At 63.1% G+C, this 15,181-nt stretch carries 10 protein-coding genes; 6 read left to right on the forward strand and 4 right to left on the reverse strand.

The genetic code is table 11. The features are described 5' to 3' along the window. On the forward strand, positions 1-618 hold a 618-nt coding region (locus tag SH809_11190; GenBank protein ID MDZ4700261.1), incomplete at its 5' end, for an ROK family protein. 6 nt (positions 619-624) lie between these two features. Here the strand turns inward: SH809_11190 and SH809_11195 are convergent. After that, positions 625-969: a hypothetical protein gene (locus SH809_11195; GenBank protein MDZ4700262.1), complete on the reverse strand. Its 345-nt coding sequence runs from the start codon at positions 967-969 to the stop codon at positions 625-627. A 243-nt stretch (positions 970-1,212) separates the two neighbouring features. Between SH809_11195 and SH809_11200 the strand changes: the two genes are divergently transcribed. The 5 genes from SH809_11200 (at position 1,213) to SH809_11220 (ending at position 6,757) form a co-directional block, all read left to right on the forward strand. Then, a complete protein-coding gene (locus tag SH809_11200; protein ID MDZ4700263.1) occupies positions 1,213-1,389 on the forward strand; it encodes a hypothetical protein in 177 nt (58 codons plus the stop codon). A gap of 334 nt (positions 1,390-1,723) precedes the next feature. Beyond that, positions 1,724-3,061, forward strand: coding sequence for an O-antigen ligase family protein (locus SH809_11205; GenBank protein ID MDZ4700264.1), 1,338 nt, complete (start codon positions 1,724-1,726; stop codon positions 3,059-3,061). Positions 3,062-3,106: 45 nt separating this feature from the next. Further along, complete coding sequence (locus SH809_11210) at positions 3,107-4,012, forward strand: glycosyltransferase family A protein (GenBank protein ID MDZ4700265.1); 906 nt, start codon at positions 3,107-3,109, stop codon at positions 4,010-4,012. 82 nt (positions 4,013-4,094) lie between these two features. Further along, entirely contained in the window at positions 4,095-5,579 is a 1,485-nt protein-coding gene (locus tag SH809_11215; protein ID MDZ4700266.1) for an oligosaccharide flippase family protein, read from the forward strand. Next, complete coding sequence (locus SH809_11220) at positions 5,579-6,757, forward strand: glycosyltransferase family 4 protein (protein MDZ4700267.1); 1,179 nt, start codon at positions 5,579-5,581, stop codon at positions 6,755-6,757. Before SH809_11215 ends, SH809_11220 begins: the two co-directional genes overlap by 1 nt. Here the strand turns inward: SH809_11220 and SH809_11225 are convergent. From SH809_11225 to SH809_11235, 3 genes are all read right to left on the reverse strand, one after another. Next, complete coding sequence (locus tag SH809_11225) at positions 6,729-6,866, reverse strand: hypothetical protein (protein MDZ4700268.1); 138 nt, start codon at positions 6,864-6,866, stop codon at positions 6,729-6,731. The two genes, SH809_11220 and SH809_11225, sit on opposite strands and share 29 nt — an antisense overlap. Positions 6,867-6,877: 11 nt before the next feature. Continuing rightward, on the reverse strand, positions 6,878-9,466 hold the full coding sequence (locus SH809_11230) for a condensation domain-containing protein (GenBank protein MDZ4700269.1): 2,589 nt from the start codon (positions 9,464-9,466) through the stop codon (positions 6,878-6,880). A gap of 142 nt (positions 9,467-9,608) precedes the next feature. Then, on the reverse strand, positions 9,609-14,996 hold the full coding sequence (locus tag SH809_11235; GenBank protein ID MDZ4700270.1) for an amino acid adenylation domain-containing protein: 5,388 nt from the start codon (positions 14,994-14,996) through the stop codon (positions 9,609-9,611). Positions 14,997-15,181: the final 185 nt, after the last annotated feature.

The raw sequence follows: 15,181 nt of genomic DNA on the forward strand, positions 1-15,181 counted from the left end.
CTGCTGGCTTCGGGCCTCGGCATCGAGGCGTATATCGAAAACGACGTCAACGCCGCCGCGCTGGCCGAGTACTTCTACGGCGTGGGCGCCGGCGCCCACTCGTTGGCGTATCTGACGGTCAGCACCGGTGTCGCCGCCGGGTTTGTGGTGCAGGGGCAGGTGCTCCGGGGCTTCCGGCATTCGGCGGGTGAGATGGGGTTTTTTGTCCCCGACCCCGCACATCTGGATGGAGACTGGCGGCCGAACGGCTGCCTGGAACTGACGGCGGCCGGCGTGGGCCTCGCAAAATATTGGGCGCTTCACACGGGCAATACGGACGCGACGGCCATTGATGTGTTCGCGGCGGCGCGTGAACGGAATGAACACGCCGGCTGGCTCGTACAGCGTGCGGCGGACTACCTGGCGCAGACGGCCATCGCGATAGCCGCGGTGCTTAATCCGGAGGTACTCGTGCTGGGCGGTAGCATCGCCCAGCACGAGCCACTGGTACAACAACGCATCGAACGGCAGGTGGCGCGGGCCTTACCGTTTGCTCCGCGCATCGTCGGCTCTTCGTTCGAAGGCAATGCGCCGATGGTCGGCGCACTGGCGATCGCCGCACGCGCCACGGCGCGTTGAGCGGGATTATTCCTTGTAGCTGTCGTTCTTCAGGAGGTAAATCCGGACCGTCTTCGGCTTACCGTTTGCGTCGCGATCCACAATTTTGAACTTGGCCTGCAGCGGCCGATTGGGCGCTTTACGGCTAACAAGCAGATCCATCTTTTTGAGCTTGCCCAGCAGGCCCGTGCGCTGCGGGATGGACAACTCCACGAAGATCGTCTTGTCGTCCAGTTTCATCGCCTTCTCAATGATCTCGTCGTACAGCGGATTCTTCCGTCCGGGCTTCTTCCCATTCGAGCCCTTCAGGTCTTTCTCCATCGCTTCAATGGTAGTGGTGCTGATCTTCAGTTTCGGGGTTGCGGTTGCCATGATAACTATGCGAGGTTATGTGAATGTGACTGATGGTAAAATAGTTCTTTATATGTTGAAATGTAAATACTCTGCCTTGATGACTGGTTAGACCATGGTGAGATAATCGGGTTCGTCACATCATTGATTTGTCAGTTTAAAGGATACAAACGAATGGTAAATCCGAGGAGGACCTGGCCTGTGATAGGTGGCATGGTCTTCCCCGTGTGATGGGTAACGTCCGACGGTCAACCGATCTCAATCATGCCCGACGCGGTAAGCTCGTTATCAAACGAAATAGATGAAAATAAAGCGCTTTACAGTGCAGGCCGCCGGCGAGAAAAAGATGAACGTTCACTTGATCCATATACGCAAACTGGTGACGAACCACTCGTTACAGACGCGGTCGAGTATACCTATGGCAAGCGTTGTTTTGCATGACGACGCCAACCTGTTTCTGTAATTTCAAGGTTCGCCAATACATACATCTTGGCAGTAAATTCTTGATGCGATTCATGCAAATAGTAGGCTATTCGAGTGGTGAGAGGAGGTAGTGATCAGTGAGAGGGTTCGTATTTCGTCGCGTGTTCCAGTAAACGTGTGGCCAAGACGGGGCCACACATTACGCCAAAAACCCTGGCCGGAATGACCGAATGGTTGAGCCGGACCCAACAGGCCGTACGTATTCTGGTCAGATAAGGGGAAAACGGCCTATATCCCATTACCCGGTATCCCTTAATCCAGCCTTCGCGTGTCCTTCAACGCTTACCAACCATTGGATCACGAGATCGCCATACCATTCCGCGGAGTATCCGTTCGCCGCGAGCAGGTACTGGACCTGATGGCTCGGTCGGGCTTCTTCGTTTACCTGGTTTTTATCTTTTTCGGGACGGAGCGGCCGTTCGACGTTTCGCTGCAGGATCAGGTCGTGCCGACCTCCAATATCCTCAATCAATCCCTGTCGCTTCTTTTTTTGCTTTCATTTATTTCCCTGTGGGGTAAACTTCGGCAGGTAGTCGATGTCGTGGGGCAGGAGAAATTTCTGGCGCTGTTCCTGGGCTGGGTCGTGGTGAGTATGGCGTGGTCGGATTACCCGGTGGTCACCCTCAAGCGGTCGGTGGCGGTGCTTGGTGAATCAATCATATGCCTTGCGTTTCTACTGCGCGCGCGGTGGTCGAGCGACGCGTTGCGGTATTTATGGATCGTCGCCGGCGTCTATATCGTGCTCACCGTCGCGTCGGTAATCATCTATCCCCAGGGAGCGATCCAGTGGGAATTTCCGGCCTGGAGCGGCCTGGCGCCCACGAAGAACAACCTCGGGCAGATCTCCCTGTTTAGTATTGTCATCTTGATGTCGGTTGTGGCCTATAACAGAGGCCGAATACAGAACGCGTTGCATTATGTGTTGCTCGTATTATCGATCGTCGCTCTGGTAGGAGCACGGAGCACCACGTCCTTCCTGGTATGCGCTTTTTTGCTGATTGTCGGGTTGCTCGTACGGCTCGGGGCGCTCAGCGGCAGCCGTAAGGTAGCGGTTGTGTATACGACCATTGTGACGGTGACAGGCGTAACGCTGGCACTATTTGTATTTATCTTTACGCCGGATTTCCTGGCAGCCCTATTCGGGGTTTTTGGGAAAGATATGACGTTCACGGGGCGGGTGGATTTGTGGGAAGCCGTCCTGGCCATGACCCTGGATCGGATGTGGCAGGGGTGGGGATTCGGCGCCTTCTGGGTGATGGACGGCCCGCATCTGACGCGGCTGTTTCAGCAATTTATCTGGATACCGAATCAGGCTCATCAGGGTTATCTGGATGTATACAATCAGACCGGCCTCATCGGGTTTGTATTATTGTTGGGGATGATCGCCGGCTATTTTCGAGGCGTGGCGCGTGTGCGCACACGCCAGGTCTGGTTCTGGCTTGTGATCGCCATTCTCGTGTTTAATCTACAAGAATCGCTCTTCTTCAGGCCGAGGCATATCGGCCACTTTCTCTTCCTGTTTTCCTATCTGGCTCTCCATACGGATGCCCTCCGCGAGGGCGGTCTAAAGACGCCTCGCGCCGGCCCCGCGTATCCGCACCACGAGGCGCCGCCACCCGTTGAATCGTAAGGGCCCACATCCTTCGTTCATCGTACATCGCTACCTCCAGACACCATGTCGTACGTACTGGTAACGCCGGCCCGCAATGAAGCCGCCTACATTGAAAAAACGCTCACATCCGTCGTCAACCAGACGGTTCTCCCCGCCCGATGGGTCATCGTGAGCGATGGCTCGACCGATGCCACGGACGCCATCGTTTCCTCCTTTGCCGCGCGTTACCCGTTTATCACGCTGTTGCGCCGAGAAGCCGACAAGGAGCGCAACTTCGGTTCGAAGGTGCTTGCGTTTCGCGCCGGCTACGAACAGGCCCGCGAGGCCCCGCACGATTTTGTGGGCAATCTGGACGCGGACATCGAGTTGCCGGCAGATTATTACGAGCAGATGCTCTTCCGCTTCGCGCGCAACCCGCGCCTCGGGCTGGCCGGTGGCATCCGCTTCGACTTCTGCGATGGGGCCTTTGTACTGGTCGACTGCGCCCGCAACAGCGTCGGAGGGCCCTACCAGTTTTTCCGGCGGTCCTGTTACGACGCCATCGGAGGCTACACGCCGCTGCCACGTGGCGGGATCGATGCCGTCGCCGAGATCATGGCCCGGCAACACGGGTGGACCGTTCGCTCGTTCCCCGAAGTCAAAGCGCACCACTACCGATGCACCGGCACGGCGAAAGGGAATGTGTTTCAGGCGGCCTACCGGTCCGGTATGAAGGAGTATGTGCTCGGCTACGACCCCTTTTTCGAGCTATTCCGGTGTGCCGGCCAGGCGCGGAGCCTGCGCGGCGTCGGGCTCGGGGTGTGCCAGGCCGCCGGCTACGCGCGCGCCGCGGCCGGGCGGTTCGAACGACCGCTACCCACCGCTTTTGTCGACTACCTGCGCTCCGAACAGCGTGCCCGGCTCAGGCACGTGCTCACGCTGCGGGCCGATCCTGCCTCGCGGGAGCAGGAAGCCTCGATGCCTTCGTGAGACACGATATGTGCGACAAGGACGGGGACGCGAGGTTTCGTGTCCCTACGTGGCGTCTCTTGCCAAGTACCTGAGTTCATGAATGGATAAACAATTTCTATCGCGGTTTCTACGGGGTTCGGCTTCGACGTCTTCCGGGACGCTCGCGACGATTCTCTTTCACTTCGTCAGCATCATGGTGCTGGCGCGGTACATGCCGCAGGAGGCGTTCGGCGTCTACTCGCTCATCATCATCCTCAGCCACGGTCTCCAGATCCTGAGCGGCCTGGGGCTCAACCTGACCATGGTGAGGTTCATGGCCGGCGAGATCGAGGCGGATAAGCGCCAGGTCTTCAGCGCCATCTTTTTCCTTCGTTGCGGGCAACTCGCGATCGTGACGGCGCTCGTCGCCTGGCTTGGCGATCGGTACCTGCCGCTCCTGTTCGATGCCGACCTGGGCCCGCATCTGGCCTTCGTGCCGGCGATCTTCATCCTGGCCAGCCTCCGCGAACTGCTTTTTCATTACATGCAGGCCGAGCGTCGTTTCGGGCCGTACGCCGCCGTGCAGGTGGTGTCGTCGGCCGTGCGGCTGGCGAGCATCGGGGTATTTTTGTGGATGGACTGGCTGGTGATCGACTATCTGCTCTGGATCGAGATCATCACCTACGGGCTCTCGACCCTCCATCTGCTGGCCTGGGTGCCGATGCGGTCCCTGTTGACCGTGCCGCGCGACCGCGCGGTGTTTCGATCGATCTTGGGGTTCGGGACGCCGCTCTATTTCAACGACATCCTCACATACGCTTACAACCGGACGAGCGTGTTGCTCATCGCCGGCCTGCTCACGCCTGTCAGCGTGGCGCTATACGAGGTGGCGTCGAAGGTGCCCGAGGGCTTTGGCCGGCTGTTTAATTCGCTGATCGTGGTCTACTTCCCGAGCATGTCCGAATTGCTTCGCGAAGGCAAGACCCGGATGGCCGAGCAGTTCATGAACCGGGCGCTCGCGATCGTCTCCGCCGGCCTGACGATGGCGTCGGCCGTGACGTATGTCTTTCGGGAGGAGATCGTCATCCTGCTTTTTTCCGAGCAATACCTGGGCGCGGCGCTCGTGTTTGCGTTGCTGATGATCAACTTCAGCCTCAACACGGTGTCTCGCCTGATGGGGTATACGATCGTTGCCGCCGGCCACGCGTCGGTGCCGGTGCGGGTGAATCTGGTGTCGAGCGTGCTGAATGTCGTCGGTTGCCTGTACTTCCTGCCGAAATTCGGGGAGCTGGGGGCCGTGTACGCGTTATTCGCGATGAGCATCGCGTCGCAGGTCATGAATCACTGGTACCTGACCAGAGTCGGCATTCATGCGACCATCCTGCCCTATCTGAAGCCCATCCTCATCCTGGCCGCGTTGATCGGTTTGTATGAGCTGGCCGGCGGGGACCATCTGGCGCTGCGCCTCGTCCTCCTCCTGCTTTTCCCGGCGTTGTGCTGGTTGCTGATGCCTGAGGTGCGGAGCGCGGTGCGGTTTTTTGGCGGCCATGCGGCCACCGCGAAAGGTAAATTGAGCCGTGTGATGCGCGGCGCGGGGAGTGCCTGATGCCTGAACACCGCGCGCCGATCGTCGTCCTGGACGCCCTGGTCGATAACGACTACAGCCTGTGTCTGTGCAACGGCCTGGCGGCCGCCGGCGCCGACGTGCGCCTCATCACCGTCGAGGGGCGAACGGCGGAGCTGCCGATCACCTTCCCGATGTACGGCTGGTCGCCGGCGAAGGCCGGCGGGGGCTCGGCGGCCTCGAAGCTATGGCCCTACATCAGGTACTGGCTGCGTGTGCTGCGTCTCGGGCAACAGGTGAAGCGCGCCGGCGGCGTCCTGCATTTCCAGTTCTTCCGTCGCGAGCGCGTAGACAGCCTGTTCGTGGCGTTGCTGCGGTTACTGGGCGTGCCGCTCGTGCACACCGCGCACAACATCGTGCCCCACGAACACGGGGTGGTAGACCGGTGGCTGAAAGGGCTCGTGTACCGGAGCGTGCACCGGATTATTGTCCACTCGGACTACATCCGGCGCGTGTTGTTGGAGCAGTTCGGGGTTGAGCAGGAAAAGGTGCACGTCGTCCCGCACGGGAATTTCGACCATCACGTGCCCGCCACGACGCCGACCCGCGCCGACGCCGGCGCGACGCTGGGGCTGCCCGCGGATGCCATCGTCACTCTATTCTTCGGGTATATCCGTGCGTACAAAGGGTTGGACCTGTTGCTGGACGCCTTCGAGGCCGTCGCCGCAGCCGAGCCGAGGGCGTGGCTGGTCGTCGCCGGCCGGCCGCACACGGAGGCGGATGGTGTCCGTTATCGCGAGCAGATCGCTGCACATCCCGCGGCCGAGCGGATCGTCTTCCATGGGCGGTTTATCGCGAACGACGAGGTGGCTACCTATTTTACCGCGGCGGATCTGGTGGCGTTGCCGTACCGGCACATCTACCACAGTGGGCTGGTCCACCTCGCGTTCTCGTTCGGAAAAGCGGTGCTCGCGACACGCGTCGGCGACTTTCCAGAGACCATCGAAGACGGGCGAACGGGGCTGCTGGTCGACGCCGGCTCGACGCCGCGGCTCGCGGAAGGCCTGCTGGCGGCGCTGGCGGATCCGAGCCGGCTGGCGGAAATGGGAGCCCTGGCCCAGGCGGAGAGCGCCACGACATATGGCTGGCCGGCGATCGGCGCGCGTACCTGCGCCGTCTACGCTTCGATGCTCAGCGGCCGAGTTCGGCGCGCGACGTGACGGCATGACGCCGCCGTTCCTGCTGCGTTTTGTGGATCTCGGCGCGGAGGATCTGGGCCACCTGTTTCACGAACGGCGGGATGAGCATGCCGGCCGGGTAGATCGGCATGATGTGCGTGTCTACTTCCCGCGCGATCGCATACCACACCATCTCACTGGGCCGGTTGACGCTGTATTCCTTGCACGCCCGGAAGTGCATGAGGCGACCCGGGTAGGCGCGCTGGGGCGGTAGGCTTCGGCGGCGCGGTCGTTGGCATCCCAGACCCGCGCGAGCACGGCATTGTCGACGGCGCCGGCCTTACGGGATTTTTTGCCGGGGCGCATCCATCCGAATAACGCACCCATCCAGACCCGCCGGCGGCGCTTGAGCTCGGCCTTTTTCTCATCCAGGAACAGCTGTCGCTCGTGGCCGGAGAGCTGGAGGAAGTTGCGCAGGTGGAATTCGAATTTCTCGTACGTGTAGCGGAGGCGCGACACGAGCGTATCAGGTGCGGCTTTGATCCAGTTGTACGTTTCGAGCATCGCCACGATGTCCGCCTCCTGACCGCGGGCGCGGAGTTGCTGGGCGATTTCGAGGGCGATGGTGCCGCCGAGGCAGTATCCGACGAGGTAATACGGTCCGTTCGGCTGGACGCGCACGATCTCCTGGAGGTAGCGTGCGGCCATCGCCTCGACACTCGGTAGGAGCGGCATTTCGCCGTCGAGCCCCTGGGACTGGAGACCGAAGACGGCCTGATCTGGCCCCATGTGGATGGCCAGATCGCGGTAAAAAAGGACGTTGCCGCCGGCGCCGTGGATGCAGAAGATCGGCGCCGTGGAGCGGCCGGCCTGGATGACGACCAGCGGCGACCAGCCCGTTTCGCCCTCACCCCGCAGCCGTGCGGCGAGGCTGGCGATGGTAGGCGACTGGAGCATGACGGCCAGCGGGAGACTCGCATCCGGATATCGCTGCTGGATCTCGTCGAAGATCGACACCGCAAGCAACGAATGGCCGCCCAGTTCGAAGAAGTTCTCGTTCGGCCCGATGGGGTTGATGCCCAGGGCCTTCTCCCAGATCTGGGTGAGTACGATCTCCATCTCATTAACTGGCGCGGGTTTACGGTCGAGGGGCCGGCGCGCGTCGATGTGGCGGGGGATGGAGTCGCCGCCGGGGAGAGGCTGGGTGAGTGAGCCGGGGACGAGTTCTACGTGGGCGACGCGGGTACTGGCGCGGCCGGTGACGCCGTCGCCGGCTTCTTCTTCGGTCGGCCCCTCGCCATCGAGCGCCGGCGGCGCGTCAAAAGCCGGCAGGGCGCCCACCGCGCGCTGGAAATTCTTCGTCATGAAGGAGAGGACCTGCATGAGGTTGTCGAGCACGCGATCGATCGCGGCGGCGCTGAAGAGCTCGGTCCGGTAATCGGCCTGGAGCACGACATCGTTGCCACTGAGTTCGACATACAGCGTGAAGTCGAAATTGGCGCTATCGGTGGGCGTGTCGACCACTCGGGCCTCGATGCCGGGGAGGCTGAAGCCGCGCGAGAGGCCATCCTGGAAGGTGAAAAAGGCCCGCGTGAGCGGCACGCGGCGGACGGATGGAATCTCGACCAGTTGTTGGAAGGGGATCTCCTGGCGGTCGTTGATGTCGACCACGCTGCGAGCTACGCGGCCGGCGATGGCGCCGAACGAATCGGCCGGGTCGATCCGCGTGCGGATGGGGAGGATGTTGTTGAAATACCCGATGACCGCCTCCAGCTCCTCGCGCCGGCGGCCGGAGAGCGGGGCGCAGACCATGAGATCCTGCTGCCCCGTGAACCGAAAAAGGGCCACCTTGAGGGCTGTCAGAAACAGCACAAACGGCGTCACCTCCTCGCGGACGCTGAGCGCCCGGAGGGCATCGCTGAGGGCCGGCGGAACGATCCGGTTGCGGCTGGCGGCGGCGAACGACACGGTAGGAGCCGCCTGGCGGTCCGAAGGCAGCTGGAGCGGTTCGGGGGCGCCGGCGAGATAATCGACCCACCAGGCGCGTTGCCGGGCCGCGTCTTCCTCGAGCAGCCACTCCGCATGCCAGAGGGCAAAGTCGGCGTAGTCGATGGCGAGCGCCGGGAGGTCGATCGCCTCACCGGCTTTCACCGCGGCGTAGGCCGCGCTGAGTTCGTTAAAGAAAAGGTTGAAGGACCAGCCGTCGCTGACGGCGTGGTGCATGGTGACGGTGAGGACGTGGCGTCGGGCGGCAACCTTGATGAGCCGGCAGCGGAGGAGGGGGGTGTGCTCGAGGTCGAACGGCTGCGCGTAATCGAGACGCGCGAGGTCGAGAGCCTCCTCGTAGGCCTCGTGTTCCGGGGCATCGCTGAGGTCGAGATAGGGCAACGAGTACGCGCCGGCGGGTTCGATCCACTGGAAGGGCTTGTATTTCTCCCAGGCGAAGCGAGAGCGGAGCACGCTGTGACGGTCGACGATGGCCCCGATCGCCTGTTCGAGCGCCCCCACGTTGAGCGGCCCGCGCAGGTCCATCGTCTCGATGATGTTGAACATCGAGGTGCCCGGGATCAGACGCTCCTGGAAGAGCAGCCGTTGCTGACCCGGCGAGAGCGGGAAGACGGCGGCATTGGCCCTGCGCCCGATGAACGTGCCCGTCCTCGAAGAAACCTGTCGTTTTTCCTGGATCTTGCGTTCCAGGAGCGCTCGTTGTTCGGGCGTGAGCCGTTTGAGGGCGTCTTCGAGCTTGCTCATGGTCGGTAGGAATAGGGGGTTTGGGGGTTCAAGGTTTAAGGCTCAAGGAGTATGCCCATCTAAATGGGAACCCCACCTTGAACCTTACACCCCGAACCTGGAACCGCGCGAGGACATCCCGAGGGGATGTCCTCGCGCATTCTCAGTCGGCTTTTTTGAGTTGCGCGGCGATTTCAGCGGCCGTGAGCCCTTCCAGTTCTTCGATCATGCTGAGGATGTCCTCTTCGTCGTCGTCGGTCTGCAGGGCGATGACGGCGAGGGCCTGTTCGCCGATCGTCGGTTTCTCGAAAAACGCCCGCAGCGGGAGTTCGACATCAAACGCCGAGCGGTAGCGGGCGATGACGCGGGTCGCCTGGAGCGAGTGGCCGCCAAGGTTGAAGAAGTTGTCGGCTGTGCCGATGGTGGCGACGCCCAGTACCTGAGTCCAGATCTCCGAGATCGTGCGTTCGGCCGGCGTCTGCGGCGCCACAAATGCGGTCGATCGGGGCGTTGGCGCTTCGTCCGGCGCCGGCAGGGCCTTGCGATCCACTTTGCCGTTCGGCGTGTGGGGCAGGGCGTCGAGGCGGACGAGGTGCGTGGGCACCATATACGCCGGCAGCCGCTGCAGGAGGAAATGGCGAAGGTCCTGCGCGTCCACGGCGGACCCACTGGAAACCGTGTAGTAGGCGGCCAGGACGGGGTCGAGGCCGGAGCGGTCGTGGACGACGACAGCGCTTTCCGAGACGCCCCGGTGCTCCTGCATGTTGGCCTCGATTTCCCCGAGTTCGATGCGGAAGCCGCGGACCTTCACCTGGGCGTCCGTGCGGCCGAGGCACTCGAAGGTGCCGTCGGGTAGGATGCGGGCGAGGTCGCCGGTGCGGTAGAGCTTCGAGCCGTCGCCGGCGACGGGGTTGGCGATGAAGCGCTCGGCCGTAAGCTCGGGGAGGTTGCGGTAGCCGCGGGCGAGGCCGGCGCCGCCGATATAGAGCTCGCCGGATGCGCCCATCGGCGCCGTCTGCATATGCTCGTCGAATACGTAAAACTGCGTGTTCGCGATGGGCAGGCCAATCGATATCGTCTTGTCCGCCGGCGCCACACGGTGCACGGACGACCAGATGGTCGTCTCGGTCGGGCCGTACATGTTCCAGAGCGACCCGCAGCGGCTGAGCAGTTCGCGGGCCAGGGCCGGCGCGAGCGCTTCGCCTCCGCAGAGCGCCTTGAGGTTGACTTTGCCTTTCCAGCCGGACTCGATGAGCATCCGCCAGGTGGCCGGCGTGGCCTGCATCACCGTAATCCGGTGCTGCTCGATGGCGCCGGCGAGCTGCCGGCCGTCCATCGACTGCTCCTTGGACAGGATGACGAGCGTCGCGCCGGCGATGATCGGCAGAAAGAGCTCGAGCGCCGCGATGTCGAAACTGAGCGTGGTGACGTTGAGCATCACGTCGCTATCGACGATGCCCGGTTCGTCCTGCATGGCGCTCAGCAGGTTCACCAGCGCACGGTGGCTGACCTCGACGCCTTTCGGCTTGCCCGTCGAGCCCGAGGTGTAGATGATGTAGGCGAGGTGATCGCCCGTGAGATCGACCTTCGGCTTATTCTTCGAGCGTTTGTTGATCTTGCCCCATTCGGCATCCATGCTCACTACCGTGAGCCCCTGGCCGAACGAGGCGGCGTCCAACTGTTCGAGGAGCGCGTTCTCCGTTAGGAGGATGGCCATGCCCGAGTCCTGGATCATGTGCATCAGGCGAGACGCCGGGTAGGCGGGGTCGAGCGGGACGTAAGCGCCGCCGGCCTTGAGGATGCCGAGCATGGCGACGACCATGCCGGCGGAGCGCTCCATGTGGACGCCGACGACCGTCTCGGGCCCGACCTCCATGCCCTGCAGGAAGCGGGCGAACTGGTTCGCGTATTCGTCCAGCTCCTGATACGTGAGGGCGGTTTCGGTGAAGTGGACGGCCACCTTGTCGGGCGTGACGACGGCCTGGGCCTCGAACAGCTCGTGGAACGCCGTGGCGGTGGGCAGCTCGGCGAGGGTCGAGTTGCGCTGGGCCTCGTAGAGGTGCTGCTCGTCCGGCGAAGCCATGCGGAGCTGCGCGATCGGCGTGTCGGCGTCGCGGGCGATGCTAAGGATCAGGCTTTCGAAATAGCTGATCCAGCGCTGCATCGTCGAGGCGTCGAAGAGGTCGGCGTTGTAGTCGAGGTCCACCACAAAGCCGCTCTTCATCTCGTTGAGGTTGAAGAACAGGTCGAACGTGACGGCATGGCGCGGGGCCTGCTGGATCTCGACGGTCAGATTGTGGAGGGCGACGCCGCGGTCGTCGCGGTCCAGGTTGAACTGGACTTCGGCGATCGGCAGGCGTCCCGGGTGGCGGGGCAGCGTCATCCGCTGGAGGATGCCGCCCAGGGTGCAACCGTTGTGCTCGAAGGCGTCGAGCACGGTGGTTGTCATCTGTTTGAGAAACTGGCGGACCGGCATGTCGCCGGCGAGTTTCGTACGCAGCGGCAGCAGGTTCACGCAGTGGCCGACGAGGTGATTTTCCCCATAATTCAGCTGGCCGGCCGTGGGCATAGCCACGACGACATCATCCTGCCCAGAAAGCCGGACCATGAGGATGTTGAACACGCCCATCGTGAGGCTGAAGAGGCTCACCTGGAGGTCGGCCGCGATCTTTTTCGCAGCGACATACACCGACGGGTCGAACACATGGTGCACGGTGGCGCCGCAGGACGATTTAAACGCCGGCCGGGGCCGGTCCGTCGGCAGCTGGAGCGGCTGGGGCGGGGGCGTAAACTGTTCCACCCAGTAGGCGTAGCTCTCCTCCAGGTCGTCGCTCGTCCGCTGCTCGAGTTCTTCGCGGACATAGTCGCTGAAGGCGCCGGCGTCGGGGGCCGTGAAGGCCTCGCCACGGATGGATGCGCTGTAGCGTTTGCCGATCTCCTGGATCAGGACGGACCACGACCAGCCGTCGCACACGATGTGGTGTGCGGCGAACAGGAGCAGGTGTTCCTGGTCGGTCATCCGCAGGATATCGGCGCGGACGAGTGGGCCTTGTTCGAGGTTGAACGGGGTCGTGGCATTGCGGGCCAGCGCGGCTTCGAAGGCGCGCTGGCGGTCATCCTCCCGGTTCCTGCTGACATCGTGCAGGGGGATGTCGATGGGCGCCGGCGCGGCGATGTGCTGGTGCTGCCCGTCGCGGCTAAAACGCAGGTGCAGCGCCTCGTGCCGGCTGAAGGTCGTGTTGATCGCATCGCGGAGGCGGTCGACGTCCAGCGGGCCCTTTAGACGGACGTAAAACGGCTCATTGAAGGCGCAGGAGGCCTCGGGGCCGATCTGCGTCGCGAGCCAGACTTCGGTCTGGGATTCGGTGAGGACGAAGGAGGTCGGTGCGCCGGCGGAGAGCTCAGCCGGCGCGACGGCTTCCTTTGGTGATCCCACGCCTACCTTGAGTTCGATCGAGCCTGGCTCGGGCAGGAAGCCGCCTTCTTGCAGTTCGATGATGCTCTCCTTGAGCGCCGTGATGATCCGTTCTTCGTCTTCGGCGGTGTGGGCGGTGGACAGGAAGCAGTTGTCCAGGAAGCCGCGGGTGAAGATGCCTTTGTCGAGGAGGTGGAAGTACAACATGTCGATGTACTCCATGTCCTGCGCGTAGGAGAACCGGAATAGCGACGAGTACTGGAGCAGGCGGACAGGCACGCCGCGTTCGTCGAGGAAGGCGTTGACGTTGTCGACCAGGCGTTTCGTGCGCAGGGTGAGGTTCTCCTGGAGGGACGGGCCCTCGGCCTTCAGCTTATCCAGCACCGCCTTGGCGGCGGCGAGGGCGAGGGGGTGGCGGACGAACGTGCCGGCGAAGAAGGTCATGTCCGCCTCGGGCACCGAGCTGTCACCGTAGTTCCACATCCCGCTGTCGAGGCCGTCCATCAGGCGGGAGACGCCGGCGAGGGCGCCCATGGGCATGCCGCCGCCGATGATCTTGCCGTAAGTGGCCATGTCCCCCTTCACCCCGAACCACTGCTGGGCACCGCCCATCGAGGCGCGGAAGCCCGAGATCACCTCGTCGAACACGAGGGGGATGTCCAGTTCGGTGGCGAGGTCCCGAAGCTTGTGGAGGAATTCGCGCGGCTGGAGGTCCGGCTTGGAGCTTTGTACGGGCTCGACAAGCAGCATGGCGATCTCATCCTGCCGCTCGCGGACGACATCGAGGGCGCGGGGGTCGCTGTAATCGAGCACGATGCAGTCCTCCGCGACGCTCCAGGGCACGCCCGGGGCGGCGGGGATGGCGCCTTCCTGACCGTTCGGCCGGGGGCGGGCGAGCACCTGGTCGAAGTTGCCGTGGTAGGCGCCGGAGAAGAAAATGAACCGGGTTTTGCCGGTGTAGAGACGGGCGAGCCGGATGGCCGCCATGACGGCCTCGGAGCCCGTGTTGCAGAAGGTGGCGCGGTCGAAGCCGGTGAGTTCACAAAGCGTCTCGGCGACCTCGCCGGCGAGCGGCGACTGCGGCCCGAGCTCGACACCCAGCTGGAGCTGCTCGGCGACGGCGTCGGTGATGAAGTCCGGCGAGTGGCCGAACAGGTTGAGCCCGAAGCCCATCGCGATGTCGATGTACTCGTTCCCGTCGATGTCCCACACCTTCGAGCCTTTGGAGCGGACAGTGGTGATCTGGTAGACCATCTCCTTCCACATGAGCCGGAAGCCGGCGATGCCGCGCGGGTCCGCGAAGCACTGGCGGTAGGCCTGCGCGAGGCGCTTGGACTCGGCGGTCTTTTTCGTCAGCCGCTCGACCAGGGCGTCCAGGTGTTGCTGCTGGCGCGGGGTGAGGCCGCCGTCTTTGCCTTTCTGGATGGGCTTGTACGGGCCGAACCGTTTGCGCATGAGCGCTTCGTCGACGGTTTCGCGTTTCTCGCCTTTGCCCTTTCTCGCGGCCGGCTGGGCCGGCTCGGCGGGTATCGAAACGGCCGGAGCGGCCGGCGCTTCGGCGGGCATGGCGACAGCCGGCGCCAGGGCTACTGGAGCGAGGGTCGGCGTGACGGGCGCGCCCGTCAGCATCGCCAGCTGCATCGACATGAGCTGGAGCTGCTGCTGCATGATACCCTTGAGGCCATCGGCCGCCGGGCCCTGCATCGGGGCCATCATGACCACTGGCATCGGCGCGGGCATAGGCGCCACCGTGGCTACCGGGGCCGGGACGGGTGCGGCCACGGGAGCCGATACCGGCGGCGTAAGCACCCGCGAGGCACCGTCGCCGGCTTCCGGGGCGCTGGAAGCGGCCGTGGCGGCCGGCAATACGTCATCCGACACCTTCTGATCCAGAAAGCCGATCAACGCGACCGGCGTGGAGACGTCCTCGATCAGCTGCCGGAACGAGATCTTCGCCCCGAAATGCTTCTTGATCGCCTGGCTGAACTGGATCAGGAACAGCGAATCGAAGCCGAGTTCGAGAAAAGTGGAGGCGTTGTCGAGTTCCTGGAGATCGAACCCGGAAAGGTCCATGAGCACCGTGCGTAGCTTCGCATGCACGCGCGTCTGGCGGTCGGACAATGGTAAAGTGGACATGTACGTTCCTATACTTCAGGTGGAGATTTATCGATTGAGAAGTAGTTGGCAGTTCAAAACCCAGTGAATGGTCATCCCCGCGAAGGCGGGAAACGAGCAAAGCGACTTACGAAGTAATCCAGCCATCAGGCTGGCATTTTTCTGGTTCCCCGCCTGCGCGGGGATGACTTGTTAATTACGAAACA

The sequence above is a fragment of the Rhodothermales bacterium genome (genome assembly GCA_034439735.1).
Taxonomy (GTDB): Bacteria; Bacteroidota; Rhodothermia; order Rhodothermales; family JAHQVL01; genus JAWKNW01.

Bases quoted from the DNA above. Each gene is read 5' to 3' on its own strand.
- SH809_11215 (MDZ4700266.1), top strand. From the start codon at position 4,095: ATGGATAAACAATTTCTATCGCGGTTTCTACGGGGTTCGGCTTCGACG.
- SH809_11195 (MDZ4700262.1), bottom strand. From the start codon at position 969: ATGGCAACCGCAACCCCGAAACTGAAGATCAGCACCACTACCATTGAA.
- SH809_11235 (MDZ4700270.1), bottom strand. From the start codon at position 14,996: ATGTCCACTTTACCATTGTCCGACCGCCAGACGCGCGTGCATGCGAAG.
- SH809_11200 (MDZ4700263.1), top strand. From the start codon at position 1,213: ATGCCCGACGCGGTAAGCTCGTTATCAAACGAAATAGATGAAAATAAA.
- SH809_11220 (MDZ4700267.1), top strand. From the start codon at position 5,579: ATGCCTGAACACCGCGCGCCGATCGTCGTCCTGGACGCCCTGGTCGAT.
- SH809_11230 (MDZ4700269.1), bottom strand. From the start codon at position 9,466: ATGAGCAAGCTCGAAGACGCCCTCAAACGGCTCACGCCCGAACAACGA.
- SH809_11225 (MDZ4700268.1), bottom strand. From the start codon at position 6,866: ATGCCGATCTACCCGGCCGGCATGCTCATCCCGCCGTTCGTGAAACAG.
- SH809_11210 (MDZ4700265.1), top strand. From the start codon at position 3,107: ATGTCGTACGTACTGGTAACGCCGGCCCGCAATGAAGCCGCCTACATT.